This is a genomic window from Colwellia sp. BRX8-5, assembly GCF_014077325.1.
Lineage (GTDB): Bacteria > Pseudomonadota > Gammaproteobacteria > Enterobacterales > Alteromonadaceae > Colwellia_A.
The window spans coordinates 15,730-36,448 of sequence record NZ_JACGVR010000036.1; the positions used below are offsets into that span (position 1 = coordinate 15,730).

Annotated in this window: 16 protein-coding genes; 8 read left to right on the forward strand and 8 right to left on the reverse strand. The window is 38.1% G+C overall.

Features of this window, described 5'->3' with window-relative positions; genetic code table 11:
- Positions 1–150: 150 nt before the first annotated feature.
- The 5 genes from glyA to ribBA all read left to right on the forward strand — a co-directional run bounded on the left by glyA (position 151) and on the right by ribBA (position 5,142).
- The gene (glyA, locus tag H4J62_RS17230; RefSeq protein WP_070375858.1) at positions 151–1,407 is read left to right on the forward strand and encodes a serine hydroxymethyltransferase; all 1,257 of its coding nucleotides are present in this window, start codon (positions 151–153) and stop codon (positions 1,405–1,407) included.
- A gap of 229 nt (positions 1,408–1,636) precedes the next feature.
- Positions 1,637–2,092, forward strand: a complete 456-nt coding sequence (nrdR, locus tag H4J62_RS17235; protein ID WP_070375859.1) for a transcriptional regulator NrdR — start codon at positions 1,637–1,639, stop codon at positions 2,090–2,092.
- The gene (gene ribD / locus H4J62_RS17240) at positions 2,093–3,229 is read left to right on the forward strand and encodes a bifunctional diaminohydroxyphosphoribosylaminopyrimidine deaminase/5-amino-6-(5-phosphoribosylamino)uracil reductase RibD (RefSeq protein WP_182216701.1); all 1,137 of its coding nucleotides are present in this window, start codon (positions 2,093–2,095) and stop codon (positions 3,227–3,229) included.
- Positions 3,230–3,284: 55 nt separating this feature from the next.
- Positions 3,285–3,950: a riboflavin synthase gene (locus tag H4J62_RS17245; protein ID WP_182216703.1), complete on the forward strand. Its 666-nt coding sequence runs from the start codon at positions 3,285–3,287 to the stop codon at positions 3,948–3,950.
- 82 nt (positions 3,951–4,032) lie between these two features.
- The gene (gene ribBA, locus H4J62_RS17250) at positions 4,033–5,142 is read left to right on the forward strand and encodes a bifunctional 3,4-dihydroxy-2-butanone-4-phosphate synthase/GTP cyclohydrolase II (RefSeq protein ID WP_070375862.1); all 1,110 of its coding nucleotides are present in this window, start codon (positions 4,033–4,035) and stop codon (positions 5,140–5,142) included.
- Between the two features lie 70 nt (positions 5,143–5,212).
- Here ribBA and H4J62_RS17255 read toward each other — a convergent pair whose 3' ends face one another.
- From H4J62_RS17255 to H4J62_RS17280, 6 genes are all read right to left on the reverse strand, one after another.
- The gene (locus H4J62_RS17255) at positions 5,213–7,204 is read right to left on the reverse strand and encodes a TonB-dependent siderophore receptor (protein ID WP_182216705.1); all 1,992 of its coding nucleotides are present in this window, start codon (positions 7,202–7,204) and stop codon (positions 5,213–5,215) included.
- 182 nt (positions 7,205–7,386) lie between these two features.
- The gene (locus H4J62_RS17260; protein ID WP_182216707.1) at positions 7,387–8,466 is read right to left on the reverse strand and encodes a hypothetical protein; all 1,080 of its coding nucleotides are present in this window, start codon (positions 8,464–8,466) and stop codon (positions 7,387–7,389) included.
- Positions 8,467–8,622: 156 nt separating this feature from the next.
- A complete protein-coding gene (locus H4J62_RS17265; RefSeq protein ID WP_182216709.1) occupies positions 8,623–12,258 on the reverse strand; it encodes a hypothetical protein in 3,636 nt (1,211 codons plus the stop codon).
- 195 nt (positions 12,259–12,453) lie between these two features.
- Positions 12,454–14,337, reverse strand: a complete 1,884-nt coding sequence (gene dxs, locus H4J62_RS17270) for a 1-deoxy-D-xylulose-5-phosphate synthase (protein ID WP_182216711.1) — start codon at positions 14,335–14,337, stop codon at positions 12,454–12,456.
- Positions 14,338–14,374: 37 nt separating this feature from the next.
- Positions 14,375–15,265, reverse strand: a complete 891-nt coding sequence (gene ispA / locus H4J62_RS17275; RefSeq protein WP_182216712.1) for a (2E,6E)-farnesyl diphosphate synthase — start codon at positions 15,263–15,265, stop codon at positions 14,375–14,377.
- Complete coding sequence (locus H4J62_RS17280) at positions 15,265–15,528, reverse strand: exodeoxyribonuclease VII small subunit (RefSeq protein ID WP_070375867.1); 264 nt, start codon at positions 15,526–15,528, stop codon at positions 15,265–15,267. The genes ispA and H4J62_RS17280 overlap by 1 nt, the downstream gene beginning before the upstream one ends.
- 513 nt (positions 15,529–16,041) lie before the next feature.
- On the opposite strand from H4J62_RS17280, the gene pomA reads away from it, so the two are divergent.
- From pomA to thiI, 3 genes are all read left to right on the forward strand, one after another.
- Positions 16,042–16,809 (forward strand): flagellar motor protein PomA, encoded by a 768-nt coding sequence (gene pomA, locus H4J62_RS17285; protein WP_182216714.1) that lies wholly within the window; start codon positions 16,042–16,044, stop codon positions 16,807–16,809.
- Positions 16,810–16,821: 12 nt separating this feature from the next.
- Positions 16,822–17,760 (forward strand): flagellar motor protein MotB, encoded by a 939-nt coding sequence (locus H4J62_RS17290; protein ID WP_070375869.1) that lies wholly within the window; start codon positions 16,822–16,824, stop codon positions 17,758–17,760.
- A gap of 194 nt (positions 17,761–17,954) precedes the next feature.
- Positions 17,955–19,409, forward strand: a complete 1,455-nt coding sequence (gene thiI / locus H4J62_RS17295; protein ID WP_182216716.1) for a tRNA uracil 4-sulfurtransferase ThiI — start codon at positions 17,955–17,957, stop codon at positions 19,407–19,409.
- 19 nt (positions 19,410–19,428) lie between these two features.
- On the opposite strand, the gene H4J62_RS17300 is transcribed toward thiI, so the two are convergent.
- Entirely contained in the window at positions 19,429–20,349 is a 921-nt protein-coding gene (locus tag H4J62_RS17300) for a ketopantoate reductase family protein (RefSeq protein ID WP_182216717.1), read from the reverse strand.
- A 1-nt stretch (position 20,350) separates the two neighbouring features.
- On the reverse strand, positions 20,351–20,713 hold the full coding sequence (locus tag H4J62_RS17305; protein WP_182216719.1) for a VanZ family protein: 363 nt from the start codon (positions 20,711–20,713) through the stop codon (positions 20,351–20,353).
- Between the last annotated feature and the right edge of the window lie 6 nt (positions 20,714–20,719).

The following is a 20,719-nucleotide window of genomic DNA, read 5'->3' on the forward strand; positions in this document are numbered from 1 at the left end:
TCTTGGCATATTAGATTACTAAATGAGCTAAAGCTTGTACCTTTATCCGTGTACAACTGAGCTGATTTCAGGCAATATACGCCGCATAAATTTTGCTATCCATTAGACAATTGTCTGTAACAGCTAAGGCTGAATAATTGAGGAAAAACCATGTTTACACGTGATATGAATATTGCTGATTTTGACCCGGAACTTTATCAAGCGATGAGCAATGAGAAAGTTCGCCAAGAAGAGCACATCGAACTTATTGCTTCAGAAAATTACTGTAGCCCGCGTGTTCTTGAAGCACAAGGTTCTCAATTAACTAATAAATATGCTGAAGGTTACCCAGGCAAACGTTACTACGGTGGTTGTGAATTCGTAGATATCGCTGAGCAATTAGCCATAGACCGTGCAAAAGAATTATTTGGCGCAACTTACGCGAACGTGCAACCTCATGCTGGTTCTCAAGCTAATGCTGCAGTTTTTCAAGCGCTTGTTACTCCAGGTGGTAAAGTGTTAGGAATGAGTTTAGCTCACGGTGGTCATTTAACGCATGGTTCTCATGTTAGTTTTTCTGGCAAGTCTTACGAAGCATTTCAATACGGTCTTCACCCAGAAACAGGTGACATAGATTACGAAGAAATGGAACGTTTAGCACAAGAACATAAACCAGAAATGATCATTGGTGGTTTTTCTGCTTTCTCTGGTGTTGTTGATTGGGCACGTATGCGTAAAATCGCAGACGGTGTTGGCGCATACTTTTTCGTTGATATGGCTCATGTTGCTGGTTTAATTGCCGCCGGTTTATATCCAAACCCAGTGCCACATGCGCATGTTGTTACTACAACTACTCATAAAACATTAGCCGGTCCTCGTGGCGGTTTAATTATTTCGGGTTGTGATGATGAAGCTATCTATAAAAAATTAAACTCTGCTGTTTTCCCAGGTGGCCAAGGTGGCCCATTAATGCACATTATTGCAGCTAAAGCGGTTGCATTTAAAGAAGCATTAGAACCTGAGTTTAAAGTTTATCAACAGAATGTTTTAGACAATGCTAAAGCTATGGTTGCTGTTCTTCAGGAACGCGGTTACAAAGTTGTTTCTAACGGCACTGAAAACCACTTGTTGTTACTTGACTTAATTGATAAAGATATTACAGGTAAAGATGCTGATGCTGCATTAGGCCGTGCCCATATTACGGTAAATAAAAACTCAGTACCTAACGACCCACGTTCTCCGTTTGTAACTTCTGGTTTACGTTTAGGTACTCCGGCTATTACGCGTCGTGGTTTTGGTGTTGTTGAAACTCAAGCATTAACGGGTTGGATTTGTGATATTTTAGACGATATCAACAATGAACAGACGGTTACTGATGTTAAAGCCAGTGTTAAAGAACTTTGTTCACGCTTCCCTGTATACGCGTAAATTAAGCTAACGACTTTAGTGTCTTAAGCGATATAGCTGTGGCGCTTAAAGTCTAATGGGAAAAGCTATAAATAAGTTAATGTAACAATAGCTTAATTAGACTAAAATGGCCGCATTAGCGGCCATTATTGTTTCTGTCAATTAAACAGAGCTATGTGTCGAAAGTACCGAGTCCATTAAGATAAAAATATACTTATTGGGATTGGTATAACCTTTTTTGGAGCTTTCCATGTATTGTCCTTTTTGTAGAGCCTTAGATACCAAAGTCATTGACTCTCGCTTGGTCTCTGACGGTCATCAAGTTCGCCGTCGCCGCGAATGTCTAGCCTGTCATGAGCGCTACACTACCTTTGAAACTGCTGAGTTAGTTATGCCACGTATTATTAAAAATGATGGTTCACGTGAGCCTTTCAATGAAGATAAAATGCGTAATGGTTTAGTGCGAGCACTCGAAAAACGTCCGGTGAGTGTCGAGCAAGTCGAACTATCGATTAATAAAGTCAAATCAAAACTACGTGCCACTGGTGAGCGAGAAGTATCGAGTGAGTTGCTTGGTAATATCATCATGGAACAATTAAAAGAATTAGATAAAGTCGCTTATGTGCGTTTTGCCTCGGTTTATCGCTCTTTTGAAGATATTCGCGAATTTAGTGAAGAAATTGCGCGCTTAGGTAATGAAAAATAGATGAAAGAATTTTCAGCCGAAGATTACCGTTTTATGCAACGGGCTATAATGCTTGCCAAACAAGGACATTTTACCACCTCGCCTAATCCGCGCGTTGGTTGTGTTTTGGTAAAAGATGGTGAAATTGTCGGAGAAGGTTTTCATCAAAAAGCGGGTGAAGGTCATGCTGAAGTTAACGCGTTAGCAATGGCGGGTAAAAATGCGCAAGGTGCAACCGCTTATGTAACACTTGAGCCTTGTAGTCATTATGGGTTAACGCCGCCCTGTGCTAAAGGACTTATTCTTGCCGGTATTAAACATGTCATAGCGGCGATGGTTGATCCAAATCCTAAAGTTGCTGGTAATGGTTTGAAAATGTTAGCACAAGCGGAAATATCTTCGCAACACGGTTTGTTAAGACAAGCGGCTGAAGATTTAAATGTTGGTTTTATCAAACAAATGACCACAGGTTTGCCCTACGTCCGTTGTAAATTAGCGGCGAGTTTAGATGGAAAAACCGCGATGAAAAATGGTGAAAGTAAATGGATTACTTCCCCTCAAGCTCGACAAGATGTCCAGCGTTTACGTGCACAAAGTTGTGCGATTATCAGTGGTGCTGACAGTATATTAACCGATAATGCAAAAATGACGGTACGTTGGTCTGAGCTAGGAGAATTAAAAGCTAGTTATCAAAAGGAAGACGTTAGGCAACCGATAAGAGTGATTATAGATACAAAAAATCGCTTAACGCCTAACTTAGCTTTATTTAATGAGCACAGCCCAATAATTTTAATTCGTCGTACCATTGAAAACATTCATCAATGGCCTCATTTTGTAAGGCAGGTGGTTTTACCTGTAGTCAATACATTAGCTAATGAACAACAGATTGACTTACATGCATTACTTCAATATTTAGCTAAGCTAAATTTAAATGATGTACTCATTGAGTCAGGTGCTCGATTAGCGGGTGCTTTTATTGAAAAAAATTTAGTCGATGAATTGATTTTATATCAAGCCCCTAAATTGATGGGTGCAGACAGTAAAAGCTTAGTGAATATGACAAGCATTGAAAGCTTGAGCCAAGCAAAAGAACTAAATATAATTGATTTACGTATGATCGGCAAAGATATCCGTATTATTGCTAAACTTTTACCGTAAAATTTTAGTATGGTGTTGAGTTTTACTTGACCTAAAAATGACTTAAAGAGTGATTATGTTCACAGGAATAATTGAAGCAGTTGGTAGCATTCAAGCGATAAACATTACTGGACAGGGTGCAAGAATTGTTATTTCCACCGGTTTATTAGATATGAGTGATGTTAAATTAGGTGATTCAATAGCGACCAATGGCATTTGTTTAACCGTTGTCGCTTTTGACTCATCAACTTATAGTGCCGATGTTTCTAATGAAACCTTACAGCGTACTGGCTTTGTTGATTATCAAACAGGGCAGGCTGTTAATTTAGAAAAAGCCATGTTACCCACCACTCGTTTTGGCGGACATATGGTGTCTGGCCATGTCGACGCTGTGGTTGCAATAACCTCGATTGAACATAATGGTAATAGCCTAGAATACTGGCTTGAAATGCCAAGTGATTTAGCGCCATACATTGCCGAAAAAGGCTCTATCACAATTGACGGCACGAGCTTAACAGTTAACAGTGTCACCGATGATAAATTTCGTCTAACGATCGTTCCTCACACTAACGCGCAAACCATTATTGCTCAATATAAAGCGGGCACTAAAGTCAATTTAGAAGTTGACTTAATCGCCCGTTATATCGAAAGGCTATTAACAAAAAAAGCCGCTAGCACGGCCGAGCACCATAGTTCTGGTGTGACTCATGAACTATTAGCACGTAACGGTTTTATGAAGTAAACAAACAAGGTGGCGTCTGTATATCAAGCGCACTATTGTATTCCTCAAAATTATGAAAAAAAATTAAATAAAAGAGATGATCATGAATTTAAATACCCCACAAGAAATTATTGACGATATTGCTCAAGGTAAAATGGTCATTTTGATGGACGATGAAGACAGAGAAAATGAAGGTGACTTCATTATGGCTGCTGAAAAAGTAACCCCCGAAGCCATTAATTTTATGGCGACTCACGGTCGTGGTTTAATTTGTATGCCGATGACGGTTGAAAAATGCCAGCAGCTCAAGTTACCTTTGATGGTTGAAAAAAATGACGCTCAATTTAGCACTAATTTTACGGTGTCAATTGAGGCCGCTCAAGGAGTAACTACCGGGATTTCTGCTGGCGATCGTGCAACGACTGTATTAGCTGCTGTTGCCAAAGATGCTAATCATTTAAGTATTGTTCAGCCGGGGCATATTTTTCCATTAATAGCCAAAGATGGAGGTGTATTAAATCGCGCAGGCCATACGGAAGCTGGAACCGATTTAGCGCGTTTAGCGGGTTTAGAGCCTGCCGCCGTTATTGTTGAAATACTCAATGAAGACGGTACTATGGCGCGCCGCCCAGACTTAGAAATTATTGCTGAAAAGCATGATTTAAAGATGGGCACCATTGCCGACTTAATTGAATATAGAAATGCTAATGAGACCACTATTGAACGTGTCTCTCAATGTAAGTTACCAACAGCCTTTGGAGAATTCGATTTAACAGTATTTAAAGACACCATTGATGGACAGGCGCACTTTGCCCTAACTAAAGGTGAGATTAAAGCTGACGAACCAACACTAGTTCGTGTTCATCTAGAAAATACCTTTAGAGATTTATTATTTAGCCAACGTGAGAGTGTTGCTCAATGGCCAATGGCTAATGCTTTAGAAAAAATTGCCAAAGAAGGCGGTGTTTTAGTACTTTTAGGTAAGCATGAATCTACTGCGGAGTTAATTTCTCAAGTTGAAAAGTATGCAAAAATTGATGCGGGTGAAGTTGTTAATGAAATAAAGCGTCATGTTGGCTCTCGTAACGTTGGCGTAGGCTCACAAATCCTTTCTAACTTAGGTGTTAGTAAGATGCGCTTGTTAAGTTCACAAACTAAGTATCATTCGTTATCAGGATTTGGTCTTGAAGTTGTTGAATATATAGCGGAATAATTAACGTTAGTCCGAGTTTGTTCATCTATAGAAATATTTTTATAGATGAACATTTAAGCTTGTGATTGCGTTAAAATTGATAGCGATAACTCACTGATATTTCTCTGCCTTTTCCTGGTACTTCACCGTTAAATACTCTTGGGTCGAAGACAACATAATCTTTATCCAGTAAATTTTGCGCAATGAATGAAAGTTGCTGTTTTTTATCAAGCTCATAAGTGACTTTACCTGAAATTAAAAAATACTGTTTTTGTATAAAACGGACATCATTAATTGGAGGTAGTGTTACTTCATCTCGCCAAATACCATTAACATTGAATTTCCATTGTCCTGACTTATAGCTTAAATTGGCGCTACCAAAGTGTTTAAAACTCTCGTTAATGGGGTCATCAAAGAGATGGGTGTAATTGACTGAAAAACGTAATTTTGGCGTTAATTCAACACTGGCACTGCTTTCTAAACCACTAATTTCCATATCAACATGGTTAACAAAAGTAAATTGTGCGTCGCCATCGTCAGGAACCTTATTTATAAAGTCTCGTAAATCATTATGAAAAAAGACCAGTTCACTGGAAAAATCATTATGTTGATATATCCAAACGAGCTCTGTTGTTTTGACAAACTCTGAGGATAAATTAGGGTTGCCGTTAGTCACACTGTCATTTGAATAAAGTTCGTTGTTTACCGGAGTACGAAATGACTCACCATATTGCAGTTTTAAGCTATGGTTTTTATTGGCTTGCCAAACGGCTGCGGCACGCGGTGACAGTTTATGATCAATATCTATCACATTGTCATACCTAGCCCCTAAAAATAAACTAATATTATTGGCGACTTGCCACTTGAGTTGACTGTAAATTCCATGCATTGCTTGGGCTTGGTTTAACGCTTTTGTTTCAGGCATCACAGCGATAGCGACAATTTTGTCGAGATAATTTTCATCACTAACGATAATCCGCTCTTGCTGATAATCATAGTAAGTGACGGCGTTACCCGATTGAAATTGATTAGCGCGGCGATATTCAACCCCAGAATTGAGATGAATACGTGGATTAACTATCCAACTGTGATCTAGGTTTACATCGCTTGATTGAGTGCGCCAAAAGGGCCCCACCAAAAAATCATTTTCGATAAGGCCAGACTCTTTTGCTAAGGCCATCCCAGCAGACTTGATTTCAAAGAGGCTATAAGACGCCTTAATCTCTAGCTGATGCTTGTCATTGTGCCATATCTTACTTTTACCCGATATTGAAAAGCTTTCACTGGTGTGGATATTATCGACAGAATAGCCACCAAGATTAATAAATTCATCGAGTTCATTTTCGCTGTAGCGGATGTTAAGTTTATTATTTTTATAGTGTGCACCGAGTTCTAAATAGGTATTACTATAGGGGTCTTTAACTTGGCGATTCAATGGTGAGGTATATTGATGGCCATTAGACTTCTCAATCGAAATATTACTGTGTAAACGTAAGTTTTTAGAGAGCGACTTTTGCCAGCTAGAGGAAAGTTGCTTATAACCTTTTTCACCTATACTTACTTTAAGCTGCTTAACTGATTGTTGAGTAATTATATTTAACACACCTAAAAAAGCATTGCTGCCATAAAGCGCTGAGCCAGGACCTCGAATAACTTCAATACGTTCAATAATATCAATGGGAATATGGGGGGTATAAACGGAAGCTTTACCAAAGGAAACTTCATTAAGTCGTTCGCCATTGAGCATAACAAGAATATAACCATTGTCTAAATAAACGCCACGTGCATGTTCTTTCGGGACTGCTCCCACCCAATCACCACGAGTCATTTGAAAGCCAGGAACAAAATTCATCACATCATAGGCATTTTTCACCCCTAATGATTCAATATCAGTGCGTTCAAAGACCGTGATTGTTGAAGGTACTGTTAGAACAGTTTCTTCAGTTTTTGTCGCTAAACTAATACGTACTTGCATTAGTTCTTTTATGCTGAGATCAAAGATGTCTTTTTCAACGACAGCAGCAAAACTACTATTAAGGGTAACAATGAAAAGACAGCTAATAATCCAAACGAAAATTTTCATATAAATTAAAAAATTAATAGTTTTGTCATTAAATTAGTTGGTTCTCCCGTGCAATGCAAGCGAAAAGCGACATCACTTCAGCCACCGGCTAACTTTAGAAGTGAAAGTCGAGATTAAAGGCTAAATTTAGCTGTATTTTCAAAGTAAGCTAAAAGTTATATGGCTTTAGCCACTGGCTAGTTTTAGAAGCGATAGTAGAGATTAAAGCCTAAATTTAGTAACATTGCCTGTTCTATTTTAAGACTATCAATCGCAAAGGTAACTGAAAGCCAGTCATTTTTATATTGGATTTCTGGGGCGTTATTTTCAATATCAAATGAAATCCGTGTTGATGAATTTTCGTGTGCGATATCGAATCCTAAATAATAAAAATTTTGCTCGCCCTGTCTTTTATAACGCGCTAGATAACTTATTTGCTCGCTGTGATGATAAAAACCGATAAAGCTTAATTGTTTAGGTAACTTAAACTGATGTTTGCTGGTTGTTTCTTTACCACGATAAACAGGTAAGTAGGCGACCCCGCCAACACTATTAATAAAAGTACCATCGGTATCTATGTTGCCCGCACTAAAGCCAGATTCGTCAACGGTAAAATGGTTATAGATATCTTTTAAGTCAGCGTTAATAGATAAGTATTGGCTTAGCTGCCAACGTAAATGAATATCAATCGTTATACCTGTGCCATCGGCATCCCAATCATTACTGTTGCGGCGCTTTAAAAAATTATTGGCAGTATAAAACTCATCTAATTGTGCAATGGCAGATATATTGCCATTAAGATCACTAGCAAGGGTACCCGTTAAGTTAGACTCCCTCGTGACATTTAAGTCCCAATAACCGAGACGTATTTCACTACTAAAGTTTTCAAATTCATATTTATAGCCGATACGTAAACCATTACTACGCTGATGGAATAACTTTAATGCGATATGATATTCTTCTTGTGTGTCGAGTGCTAAATCGTTTTTGTCTAAATAGAATACTTTTGCTGTATCGGGATTTGAATAAACAAAATAATCATAGCGTTGTGCAACACTCAATGACAAGTGCTGCCAATAACTGCTCATACCCACTTCATTTTGTGTAAAACCGTCACTGGCATTTTTTTTTGGTGATTGTCGCCAGTTGTCAGTAATCAGTTGCTTAACGGGTAAAATATTACTAAATGATTGGCTTGTGGTAAATACTTCAATTTTTGTTGAAGCTTGAGAAAAAGTGGATAAAAATATCAATAGTAATAAAAATAAATAATTAACGTTCATTAACTTCCTTAAGTTCTAGCCGTGTTTTCCATGATATTTATTGTAGTTAAACACAGTTTAAGTTTAATAAAACAACTTAACTTATAAGTAAAAAAATACCAGTCACACACATGACTGGTATTTTATCTCTACTCTTTGTTTAGCTAATGATGGAGGTTATAATGTTTCGGTTGTTTCATCGGTAAATACAAACCAAATAACACCATCACGATCTTCTATATCAGCAACTTTAGTTGCTGAAGAACCTACTACAATACTACCAATAACATCGGATGTTGAATCTTCCACATCATTCATTATGAGTAATACACCTTCGCTGTTATTTACACTAAAAGAGCCTTCTTCATCAGTTTTCATATGGGCAACAAACTTACGCATATTCTCATCGCCAGGCAATTTGTAACTCATTTCAAGATCGAACTTACCGTCATCAAAAGCGGTACGTTGACCTGATAGCATTAAGTTTACTTGGTAATCACCTAAAGTTGCTTCTAATGAGAGCGCAGCACTTAAATCTAAGAAAACATCTTCGTTTTCTAATGATTCATCACTATCTGGATGCGTGTTAACACCAGAAAAGGTTGTACTACCTATAACTATTGAAGCAATATCTTCGGTTGATAGTTCTGCTTCCACTGAACCTACACCGTCGATATATGTTGTTAAGTAAGATCCTCTTCCATTCACTATAAACTGCTTATAAGCTTCTAAAGCATTTGTTGTTGAAAAAGGATTAAAAGGTATCTGCCAATGAAGTTCAGCACTCTCCCAAGTATCAAATGCATAAAAAGGATTCTCTATTAAAGCGATACCATCTTCATCAACTAATACGCCTTCTTCATTGATGTAATCGCTATATGTGTATGATTGAGTAAAGTAATCAGCTAAACCATCATTATTTTCATCAATAGGAGTGATTCGAACTAATAGATAAAACTCATCGTCTATACCAAAAGAAGCGTGTCGGTTTATTAAGAGCTCTTCTACATCTAAATCAACATCATTTGTTGAAAAAGTTCTTATATCTGTAACCTCGTCTCCGATATTACTTGTTACATGGCGAGTAAAGGTAAAGTTAGCCGTGTTCGTATAATCAACACCATAGACTCGAGTATAAGTATCGTCTTTTACAGTAACTGTGTTGCTGTCATCACTCACCGTTATTGTAAATACATCTTCAATTGGCAAACTCGAAGTAATATTTGCAGCAATTACTGTGACCCCCCCTTCAGCGATTGCAGAATAATCATTATCGCTAAAGAAAACTGATGCACGAGCACCTGTCGTTAAGTTAGTTTCAAGTTCATTACGTTCAAATGCTTTAATCTCAAATATAAATGCATCTGCTGCATTCGCTATTGAAGCGGGATACATTCTATGTGCTTCCATCAACTCTTCAAATGTATCATAGCTACTTGAGCCCCATTCAGGTGTTACTAAATCATGAACTTCACCCTCATTATTAACTAAAGCGTAATCGTCATTGATTATAGAACCCGAATAGCCTTTCCAAGTGTAACTATCAGCAACGCCATCACCATTATCATCATTTGGAGTAACTGTTTCGAAGAAAGCCCATTCGTCTAAATTGGTTGCAGTATCAAAGCCAGACATTGTGCCATATGTTCGAGGAATTCGTGTTGTAGTGTTGACTCGATGTGGTGTTTCAGTAGATTGATCTGGATTCCAAATTGTTTCTTCGCTACTCCAAGCACCTTGTGTGTCATGAGAGGTAAAAACAAAAGTATAATCGACAGGTTGAGACATTAACTCTGAAGATATTGCATTCAGAGTGTTTTTATCATCAGATACGGTAATTGTATACATATCGGCAACCGGAGCGCCAATGTATTTAAATTCAGGAGCTTCGTAATTTTCTAAGTTTTTAATGTTAACAGTTAAAGTTGCTCTAATTAAGTTACCTTCTAACGAGCTAAACCCACCACTTAAGGTTAGCATTTCTGGAAGAATATTAGTTTCGGTACTCTTTAAGTATCGATCAACTTCACGCACAGGGTTACCATTTTCATCCCTAATAATTATGTAATTTTCATCTCTTGCATATTGTTCAACTGCATCTAAAACATGTGATTTAACCGGCTTTAGCTTAGTTTTAATCATGCCAGTAAAAGCGACGGGGTCTATTACTGTATCACTTGCTTTTTGTTCTAAGATAACTTCAAGCGATAACTCACCAGAGGTTATTTCTCCTGCGTAGGTATCATCTTCAAGTAAGGTTCGAGTGATCGCACTATCAAGGTTAACTTTTGCGAAGCTACCTTGAGTTAACGATAGCATGGCACCCGCTGATTCAATTGAACCATCAAGGTTTAAAACAATGCTCAAGCCGTCTTCAGCAAAAACAGCAGAAGCATTTAAGCTGATTTTTTCACTACCTGAAGTGGCACTGATTTTAAATAATATGCCGCCATTAGCCGTTTCTTCATCAAGCGTTATAGAGCCTACCGCACCATCAATACTCAAAAATGGGCCTATTGGGAAGGTTCCCTCCGTAATGGTGCCTGCTTCATACCTTATGCCCATTTCTGATAAGGCGTCGGTAACGTCTGCTAGTAATAAAAAGCTCGCTGCTTCAGCCTCAATCATTAAACCAGCACTATCAATGAGCTCGATGTACTTGTCGCCTTCGGTAGTTACACCGGTATTGGCTTCTTTACCCACTTCAAATAGATGACTAAAGAGACGCACATCAGCAACCATAGCTTTTGCTTTAGCAATAGCATCACCTGTTGTTGGTACTTCCGTTTCAGGTTCACTGCGGCCATCTTCATCTTCATTGGCCTCTTCATATTCTGATTGATTTTCTAAGGTGATTTCTTGTTGGTCAAGCTCGCCCAGTATTTCACTGTTATCTTGGCTTGATAATATTGGATCTGCAGCTATCGCTTGAGCTGCAGCAGCTGCGACATCGCCAGCACTATCAAGAACTTCAACTAAAGACAGTTCAAAACCTTCATCGTTATCATCTTGATGTACCAGTAATGCGCCATTGTGTTCGACTATATCTTCAATAACATCGGCTAATCTATTTGATAGAACACCCGTAGCATTTTCTTGGCCGGCAAACAAAACAGACATAATGCCAGCATTGATCAAGCCGTAGCGTAACTCATTAACATTATCTTCACCTGCAACACTGGCTGCATTTTCGACAGCCGTTGGCTCAAGTGCCGTTAAACTGCCCATAATATTAAAAGCATTGGCAATAATAGAAGAGTGCGCTTGTATTGTTGTTTCACTAACTCCGCTTTCATCGGCTTCTATAAGTGCTGCGGCTAAATGGGTGAGAGCTGAAATATTTACATTTGCGGTCCCTGCATTATCACTCCCTACGGTTGAAATCGCTGATAAGACTAAGGTTGGATCAACAGTGGCTAGTGCTATTGGGGCGCCGTGGGCTAATTCACCACAACCTGCAGGAGCATCACATATCATCGTGGTGTTTTCACCTACAGATAATTCTACTTTGATAGCGCCGTCGTAATCTAAAAGGGTAATGGTATAGCTACCATCATCTTCAGTAATAATTGAAGATGCAGCTAACTCGTCATCTTCAAGTTTAACCGCTTTTCCGTCAACGTATTTATAAACAGTAACCACAGCGTTTGCTATTGTGCCTTTTATCGCTTTACCTTTGACAACGGTTTGTATGAGGACTGGAGCAGGTGGTGGTGCTATTGTAGGGGGTTTAGTACTAGAGCTACTGGAGCCACCACAAGCGGTGAGGGCTGAAATTAGCGCAAGAGAAATAATATTTTGAGTGAATTTCATTAAATAATCCTTATTCATATATGAGAAATATATCACGTATATTATTTAAGCAGATAAAGACAAGTTTTTAAAGAAAAAATAATAATTAGTCGTAACAATCTAAGAATAATTAGAAGGAAAGAGAAGGGGGGATAAAGATTAAGTCACTAATAATTAACTATTATTAGTGACTTTTGGTGGACGTTTTAACAATATTTAGCGTTCAATAAAATGGGTTATTTTATCAATAATACCTTTACTATCTAAACCAAGTTCTTGATGAATCTCTTGTTGGGTACCATGCTTGATAAAGGTATCAGGTAAGCCAATATTTAATATTTTAATCGCAACACCTTGGCTTAGTATATATTCATTGACTGCTGAACCTGCGCCACCCGCAATTGCATTATCTTCAACGGTCACAATAATACTATGGCTTTTTACAATGTGGTCGATAAGTGTTACATCAAGCGGTTTTATAAAACGCATATCAATGAGCGTAGTATTTAATTGTTGAGCCGCTACTTTGGCTTCATCAAAAGTACTACCAAAGTTTAAAATGGCAACCTTCGGCTCAGCACTCTCAGTGGTTGTTTCTAAGATAGTTTTTGCTTTACCTATTTCAATTGTCTCGCTGATGTCAGGTAAAGGCGCACCATTGCCTGACCCTCTTGGATAACGAACAGCCGCAGGACCATCATGCTTAAAACCCGTGCTAAGCATCAATTGACATTCTCGTTCATCCGATGGCGCCATAATAACAATATTTGGAACACAACGCATAAAGCTTAAATCAAATGAGCCTTGATGAGTTGGCCCGTCTGCGCCAACAATGCCGGCTCGGTCAATCGCGAACAAAACGGGTAAGTTTTGGATCGCCACATCATGAATGAATTGATCGTAACCACGCTGTAAAAAGCTTGAATAAATAGCGACTACCGGTTTTTTACCGCCAATAGCGAGACCCGCAGCAAAAGTTACCGCGTGTTGTTCTGCAATCGCGACATCAAAGTACTGCTTAGGAAAGCGCTGACTAAATTCAACCATGCCAGAGCCTTCACCCATGGCAGGTGTAATGGCTATTAGTGAATCATTATTTTCTGCTGTTCTGCAGAGCCAATCGCCAAATATTTTTGAATAAGTGGGTAAACATGGCTTACTCTTTGGCAAACTCGTTTGTGCGGGATCAAATTTAGGGACAGCATGATATTTTATCGGGTCTTGCTCTGCTGCGTGATAACCTTTGCCTTTTTTCGTGGCAATATGAAGGATTTGAGGCCCTTTTAAGTTACGCATATTAGTAATGGTATCAACCAAACCATTGACATCATGACCGTCGATAGGGCCAATGTAATTAAAGCCTAACTCTTCAAAAAAGGTACTGGGTACAACCATGCCTTTTAAATGTTCTTCTGCACGACTTGCTAATTCTTTAATAGGTGGAATACCCTTTAGTATGCGCTTACCACCCTCGCGTATTCCTGTATATATACTGCCAGATAACAATCGAGCAAAGTGATTATTCAATGCACCAACATTTTCTGAAATTGACATTTCATTGTCATTTAAAATAACCAGCATATCGCTTTTAATATCACCAGCATGATTTAACGCTTCAAAAGCCATACCTGCTGTCATTGCGCCGTCACCAATAACAGCAACAACTTTACGATTTTTTGCTTCTTGTTCTGCAGCAACAGCCATACCTAGTGCCGCAGAGATAGACGTGCTTGAATGGCCAACACTTAATACATCATATTCACTTTCTTCACGCCACGGAAAAGGGTGCAAACCATCTTTTTGACGAATAGTATGCAGTTGATCGCGCCGACCCGTTAAAATTTTATGTGGATAAGCTTGATGGCCAACATCCCATATAAGGTGATCAAAAGGCGTTTTATAAACATAATGTAATGCGACCGTTAATTCTATTGTGCCTAAACCAGAAGCAAAATGGCCACTACTTTTACTTACAGAACTTAATAAGTAACTACGCAGTTCTGTACTGGCCTGAATTAGCTGACTTTTATTTAACATGCGCAGATCGTCAGGAGAATTTATATTGGCCAATAAAGGGTAGTCGGCAAGATTTATAGTCATATTTATTTTGTTTATTCTTTAAATTGCAAGAGCAAGATCAATGAGCGCGTTTGATAATAAACGTCGCAAATTGAGCTAAGTTATCTGTATTGTAGGGTAAAGTTGCTAAAGCTTGAAGTGCTTGTTGATATAAGTTGTCAGCTTTTTGCTGAGCGCCCTGTAAACCTAATAGCGCAGGGTAGGTACTTTTATTAGAGGAAACGTCTGAACCTGCTGGTTTTCCTAGTTCTTCTTCACTAGAAATAATATCAATTATATCATCGCGCACTTGATAGGCTAAACCAATATGATCAGCATAAATGGCGAGTTGGTGCTTTTCATCGGCAGAAATATCGTTACTTAACTCTGTAACCATGGTCACAGAAGCTTTTAACAACGCACCTGTTTTTAGTGAATGTAGTTTTTCTAGTTCAGCTAAAGTGATCACTTTATCGGTCGCAGAAATATCAAGTGCTTGTCCACCGCACATGCCTTGGTAACCTGAAGCATTGACTAATTGACGGATTAAGCTAATACGTTTTGATTCAACCGCGGCGCTAAAGTTATGATTAACTAAAATATCAAAGGCAAGTGTCTGTAAACTATCACCTGCTAAAATAGCGGTCGCTTCATCAAACGCTTTATGACAAGTTGGTTGCCCACGACGTAAATCATCATCATCCATCGAAGGTAAGTCATCATGAATTAATGAAAAAGCATGGATACATTCTAATGCTGCCGCAATACCGTCAACGTCAGATAATTCAAGTCCCAGTGCATCACCGGTAATATAACTTAAATAAGGACGCATACGCTTACCACCAATTAATAAGCCGTATTGCATTGCTGATAGCAATTTTTGATCATTTATTTCATAAGCGGCTAATTTGTCGGCAAGGTATTCATTAATGCGCGTTTGATAAAAGTCGAGTTGGTATAATTGGGTCACTAATTACTACCCAAACTTTCTGAGTCAACTTCGTTTTCAAAATCTTCAAGTTGGGCTTTACCATTTTTAGTCAGTAAAATTTGAATTTTTTGTTCAGCATTTTTTAACTTTTCTTGACTGGCTTGGCTGAGATTTAAGCCGCGCTCAAAAAGGGTCATTGAATCTTCTAAACTCAATGCTCCTTGTTCTAAATTCTGAACAATAGTTTCAAGTTCTAAGAGTGATTCTTCAAAGCTTAAGTTTTCTATTTTTTTCTTAGCCATCATCGAGAGTTCAGTGATTAAATATCTAGGCGCAAATTTATACCAAACGCCTTAATTAATCAATAAACTTCAAATGCTTTTGCCCCTTAATGACTATCATATACTTTCTATTGTCGGTCATTCTACGACTATATTGGCGCTTATATTTATCGTTAAAGCGCTGCGGTTAACGATAACTAGATAAATATAAATTGGGTAAGCTTAAATATGGCGAATTTAGTTGGCAGTATTAACTGTCTCTGGACTATACGTTGTTAAAGATATTGAACAATTATTTTGTTCAGCAAAGTTAACCTTAAAAATAGCGACTAATTACTTAAGTTATTGACAATATGGGCGATAATAAACTTATAGAGCCGTAAGCCATTCATATGCAGTTTTAACTGCGCGCTTTGGATGGTTATGGTTAAATCACGAGTGTGGATAAGAATATAAGTATTCGCGTATCGTAATACCTTAATGTATTATCAAATAATACGACTATCCGTATCATTTTTTTGTGGAGACTTTTTTGTGGATATAGCAACAATATTAGGTGTAGTAGGCGCAATAGGTTTACTCATTATGGCAATGATGTTGTCTGGTGATATCGGCATGTTTATTGACGTTCAGTCAGTTATTATTGTTTTTGGTGGTTCAATATTTGTTGTTTTATCTAACTATAATCTTGGTCAGTTTTTTGGAATTGGGAAAATTATAGGTAAGGCTTTTATGTTTAAAATTGAACAGCCTGACGACCTTATTGAAAAATCAGTTGAAATGGCTGATGCCGCTCGTAAAGGGGGGTTTTTGGCTTTAGAAGAAGCAGAGATAACTAACGGCTTTATGCAAAAAGGGGTCGATATGTTGGTCGATGGCCACGATGCAGATGTAGTACGTGGCACACTAAAAAAAGATATTGAGCTTACTGCTGAACGCCATGAAACAGGCGTAGGTATGATGATGGCACTTGCTGATGTGGCACCCGCGATGGGCATGATTGGCACCTTAATTGGTTTGGTTGCGATGTTATCAAACATGGATGACCCCAAATCTATTGGTCCAGCTATGGCGGTTGCACTACTAACAACCCTATATGGAGCATTCCTCGCTAACGTTATTGCCATTCCTATAGCGTCAAAACTCAGGCTTCGCCTTGCTGAAGAAAAAATGAACCAGGAGCTTATTCTTGACGCTATTCTGGGTATTCAAGACGGACAAAATCCACGTGTCATCGAAGGGTTACTTAAAAACTATCTTGCTGAAGGTAAACGTGCTGTAAATACCACAGAAGAAGAGTAACGGGAGTAATTTATGGCTGAAAAATGTAAATGTCCACCTCCGGGGCTTCCCGCTTGGATGGGTACTTTTGCTGACTTAATGTCACTATTGATGTGCTTTTTCGTTTTGCTGTTATCTTTTTCTGAAATGGATGTTTTAAAGTTTAAACAAATTGCAGGTTCGATGAAGTTTGCGTTTGGTGTACAAAATAAGATTGAAGTAAAAGATATTCCTAAAGGCACCAGTATTATTGCGCAAGAATTTCGCCCAGGTAAACCTGAGCCAACACCTATAGAAGTTATTCAACAGCAAACCATGGAAATGACCCAACAGATGTTAGAGTTTCAAGCAGGTGATGAAACGTCTGCTGGTGGTCGACAAGAACAACGAGGTACAGAACGTGGTGGACAATCACAAAGTACTGCAGATGAAATGTCAGCCCAGGCAATGCAAAAGGCTCAAGACGAATTAGAGCAGGCTTCGCAAGAGCAAGTAAATGAATTAGTTAAAAAAATTGCTGATCAATTAGAACAACAAATTCAAGATGGTGCCATAGAGCTTGAATCTCTCGGACAACAAGTGATTATTCGTATTCGTGAAAATGGTTCTTTTCCTTCGGGTTCTGCTTTTTTACAACCACAGTTTCGCCCTATTATTAGAGAAATAGGTGAGCTACTCAACACGGTTCCGGGTGAAATTATGGTTTCTGCACACACAGATGATCGCGGTATTAGTTCAGAGTTATTTTCTTCAAATTGGGATTTATCAAGTAAACGAGCTGTCGCTATTGCTCATGAATTAATTAAAGTCCCTGAGTTTGACCAGTCACGTTTACTGGTTGTTGGTCATGCCGATACAAGACCGGTAGTGCCTAATACTAACGCGCTAAATCGCAGAAGAAACCGTCGTGTTGAGATTTCAATTAACCAAGGTAAAGCAAAGGAAACCGAACCTGTTTCTATTATTAAATAATAAATTAAGCCGATAAATTCAACTATCGTGATGGCGTTAAGTGATAAACCCCCGTTTATTGCTTAGCGTACATTTTTCAACTTACTCTTCATTTCAACTTACTCTTTATTTCAATTTCGTGTATAATTCGCGCCATTATTTTTGTCGGCCGATTATGGCCTTTAGTCTAGTTTTATATTTAGGGTCGTTTGTTCATGAAATTCATCGTAAAACTCCAATCTGAAATTGCTGTAAAGAGTCGCCCGGTTCGTAAGCGCTTTACTAAAATTTTAGAATCCAGCATTAAAAATGTTTTACGACGTGTTGATGAGCAAATTACCACTCAGGCAAACTGGGATAATATAGAGGTTAATACTAAAAATAACTGTCCTAAAAATCGTTTGGCACTTATTGATACCTTAAAATGTGTGCCGGGCATCGCTCATTTTCTTGAAGTTCAACAAACAACCTATACAGATGTGCATAACATTTTTGAAAAAACATTAGCAGCACACGAAAAGACAATTGAAAATAAAACGTTTTGTGTAAGAGCTAAACGAATTGGAACACACGACTTCAATTCCTTACAAGTTGAACAATATGTTGGCGGTGGTTTAAACGAGCACGTTGAATCCGCTAAAGTTAAATTGAAAAAACCTGATGTAACTATTCGATTAGAAATAAAAGATGAATACTTATTTATTGTCACAGAACGACATCAAGGACTAGGTGGTTTCCCAATAGCAAGCCAAGAAGATGTTTTATCATTAATGTCAGGTGGTTTTGATTCGGGTGTATCAAGTTTTCAAATGATCAGAAAGGGTGCTCGTACTCATTACTGTTTCTTTAACTTGGGTGGCGCTGCGCATGAAGTTGGCGTAAAACAAGTGAGTTACTACTTATGGAATAAATTCGGTGCATCACACAAAGTAAAGTTCTTTTCGGTTGATTTTGAACCGGTTGTTGCTGAAATTTTAGAAAATGTTGAAAACGGTCAAATGGGCGTTATTCTAAAACGTATGATGATGCGTGCTGCTGCGAAAATAGCGAAAAGAGCGAATATAGAATCTTTAGTTACGGGTGAAGCGTTAGGTCAAGTATCTAGCCAAACATTAACTAATTTAAATGTGATAGACCGAGTTACTGATACGTTAATTCTCCGTCCATTAGTCGCTTATGATAAACAAGATATTATTGATATCGCCCGTAAAATTGGTACTGAAGACTTTGCTAAAACTATTCCGGAATATTGTGGTGTAATATCAAAGCGCCCAACCATTAAAGCGGTATTATCTAAAATTGAAGCAGAAGAAGAAAACTTTGATTTTGATGTTTTAGACAAGGTTGTTGAAGCAACGCGTATGTACGATATACGTGATATTGGTAAAGAAAGTGAAGAAGAAATTCATGCAGTTGATACAGTAGACGATCTTCCTAGCGATTCAATCGTTATTGACATTAGAAGCCCTGATGAAGAAGACGAAAATCCTCTAGAACTTGAAAACGTCAACGTTGTTCATATTCCTTTTTATAAGCTATCTAATAAGTTTAGTGAGCTAGAGCAAGACAAAGAATATTTACTGTATTGTGAGCAAGGTATAATGAGTAAGCTACAAGCACTTTACTTAATTGGTGAAGGCTATAAGAACGTTAAAGTTTACCGTCCTTAATATGACTCGTTAACTCGGGTCAATATTTATCCTCAAGTGCTTTAACAGCTAACCATAGTTGAGTATTCATCGCTGTGGTTAGTTTATGTTTCTCCCCTAAACGGTGAATGTAACCGTTGATATACTCTATTTCTGTACGACGTTTATTACGCACATCAGCGCGCATCGAAGAGGTGTTTCTATTGGTGCTTTTAGCAACATTATGGATTAGCTGTCGTAATAAAACTTCACTTAATATTACGCCTTCCTTCGTCGCTACAGCAACGACTTCACTGATAATATCTTCGGTCATTCTTTGGTAAGCTTTTTGATTTACTTCACCATTTTCAATGTCGTTTAGTGCTGAAATAGGGTTGATCACACAGTTAATGGCTAGCTTTTTCCATTGCGCTTGTTGAATGTTTTCTTGCCAGCTAAGCTGTTTCAGGCTTTTATTAAGGTGTTCTAACAATTGCTTTTGCTTTATTGAGTCCAGCGTCCCATAAATAATACCCAGATCGCTATGGCCCATACCGGTATGTTTAACATGATAAGGGGCGACTTTTTTAGCGCCTTGCGTAAGTAACAAAGCCAATAAACATTGTGATGGTTTAAGTCGTGGGCTAATTTCTTCGAGAGTTCCTAAACCATTGTGGGTAAGAATAATAACTGCATCGTCACTGATTAAATGATCAACAGCTTTCAACGCATCGGTGACTTGATAAGATTTTACACAAAAAATTATAACGTCAGCACTGGCTATTAATTGGTTATCAGCCATTGTAAATGGAAAGCTTTTTGCAATATCATTCATTTCACTAAAAAGGTAATCAGATAATGTTGTTGGCGTTGACGGCCACAATGACACTAAGTTATCACCTTGTTGGTTAATTATCGCTTGAGAAAGCCGATGATAACAAAGTAAACCTATTGCACCTTGGCCAACAATAACAATATTCATCTTATCTTTTTATGCCTTTGGGCTGTTGATAAAGTAAAAAAATCCACTGAAGAACAGCAAAGAAAGATATGCCTACAACATCAGCGACAAAGTCAAAAAATTCCCCACTGCGAAAGCCTAAGTAATACTGGCTTAATTCAGTCAATGCACTATAAAAAAATAAACAAATAACCGTATTGATTAAAGGTAGTTTCATCAAACCGACTAAAACCCAAGTCAGACCAAAAAAACCAATAACATGGCCAATAGTATCTATTTGTATTTTATTAATAACGGTGGTTTTTAAATCGTCAGGGATCAAAAAAATCAGTGCTAATACCAGTAAAAAAACTAATATAATTAGTAGTTGAATGTAACGTTTCATTAAAGG

Bases quoted from the DNA above. Each gene is read 5' to 3' on its own strand.
- thiI (WP_182216716.1), top strand. From the start codon at position 17,955: ATGAAATTCATCGTAAAACTCCAATCTGAAATTGCTGTAAAGAGTCGC.
- H4J62_RS17280 (WP_070375867.1), bottom strand. From the start codon at position 15,528: ATGGCTAAGAAAAAAATAGAAAACTTAAGCTTTGAAGAATCACTCTTA.
- ribD (WP_182216701.1), top strand. From the start codon at position 2,093: ATGAAAGAATTTTCAGCCGAAGATTACCGTTTTATGCAACGGGCTATA.
- H4J62_RS17265 (WP_182216709.1), bottom strand. From the start codon at position 12,258: ATGAAATTCACTCAAAATATTATTTCTCTTGCGCTAATTTCAGCCCTC.
- H4J62_RS17290 (WP_070375869.1), top strand. From the start codon at position 16,822: ATGGCTGAAAAATGTAAATGTCCACCTCCGGGGCTTCCCGCTTGGATG.
- dxs (WP_182216711.1), bottom strand. From the start codon at position 14,337: ATGACTATAAATCTTGCCGACTACCCTTTATTGGCCAATATAAATTCT.
- H4J62_RS17260 (WP_182216707.1), bottom strand. From the start codon at position 8,466: ATGAACGTTAATTATTTATTTTTATTACTATTGATATTTTTATCCACT.
- H4J62_RS17245 (WP_182216703.1), top strand. From the start codon at position 3,285: ATGTTCACAGGAATAATTGAAGCAGTTGGTAGCATTCAAGCGATAAAC.
- H4J62_RS17255 (WP_182216705.1), bottom strand. From the start codon at position 7,204: ATGAAAATTTTCGTTTGGATTATTAGCTGTCTTTTCATTGTTACCCTT.
- glyA (WP_070375858.1), top strand. From the start codon at position 151: ATGTTTACACGTGATATGAATATTGCTGATTTTGACCCGGAACTTTAT.
- ribBA (WP_070375862.1), top strand. From the start codon at position 4,033: ATGAATTTAAATACCCCACAAGAAATTATTGACGATATTGCTCAAGGT.
- H4J62_RS17300 (WP_182216717.1), bottom strand. From the start codon at position 20,349: ATGAATATTGTTATTGTTGGCCAAGGTGCAATAGGTTTACTTTGTTAT.
- H4J62_RS17305 (WP_182216719.1), bottom strand. From the start codon at position 20,713: ATGAAACGTTACATTCAACTACTAATTATATTAGTTTTTTTACTGGTA.
- nrdR (WP_070375859.1), top strand. From the start codon at position 1,637: ATGTATTGTCCTTTTTGTAGAGCCTTAGATACCAAAGTCATTGACTCT.